This is a genomic window from Psychrobacter sp. 1U2 (assembly GCF_051847575.1).
In genome coordinates, this window is record NZ_JBPYDC010001187.1 from 1 (window position 1) to 676 (window position 676).

The window sequence follows — 676 nt, forward strand, 5'->3', positions numbered from 1 at the left end:
TTGTATGGCTGTTTTTTGTATAGCCGCGCTTTGCTCAGGTGCTTGTGGTTCTGTTAAATGGTCTTCGGGCAATACCCACTCCCAGCCATCGACCCACGCCACCTTGACCGCTTCATTGAGCTTATAATCAAAGCTAGGATCGTCTTCATCAAAAAACTCAGAGGCTTTGATGATATGACCATTGGCCAGCTCGATAATCGAGTCTAAGGTACTGCCTTTATAGTTACTCTCAATGACGCGACCGAGTAAGCCGCCATGTTCTTTATCATTGGGATCATAAATGCGTAAATCTTCAGGACGAAGCAGTAGGTTGACGATATCGCCCATCTGTACATCATTGGCAAAATCAGGGCGGCGCAAATTACGTAATGTCGTTGGCCCATCTTGCGCCTGTGCTTCACAAACCTCGACTTCGATACGACCATTGGTCACGCGACCATCTCGATCTGGCTGTTTGGGATAGACGCCTTTGACCTCTGCTTTAAATAGGTTGGTCTCACCAATGAATTTGGCAGTAAACAAGTTGGCAGGGGTTTCATAAATCTCAATAGGGGTGCCAATTTGTTGAAACCTACCATCTTTCATCACCGCGATACGGTCTGACATAGATAGCGCTTCTTCTTGGTCGTGAGTGACGAAAACGAAAGTAATACCTAATTCTCGTTGCAACCTTTTT

The 676-nt window shown here is 45.9% G+C and carries 1 protein-coding gene; it reads right to left on the reverse strand.

Features of this window, described 5'->3' with window-relative positions:
* The coding region (locus ACS8FD_RS21110) for a TOBE domain-containing protein (protein WP_439277308.1) at positions 1-676 on the reverse strand (676 nt) is incomplete at both ends.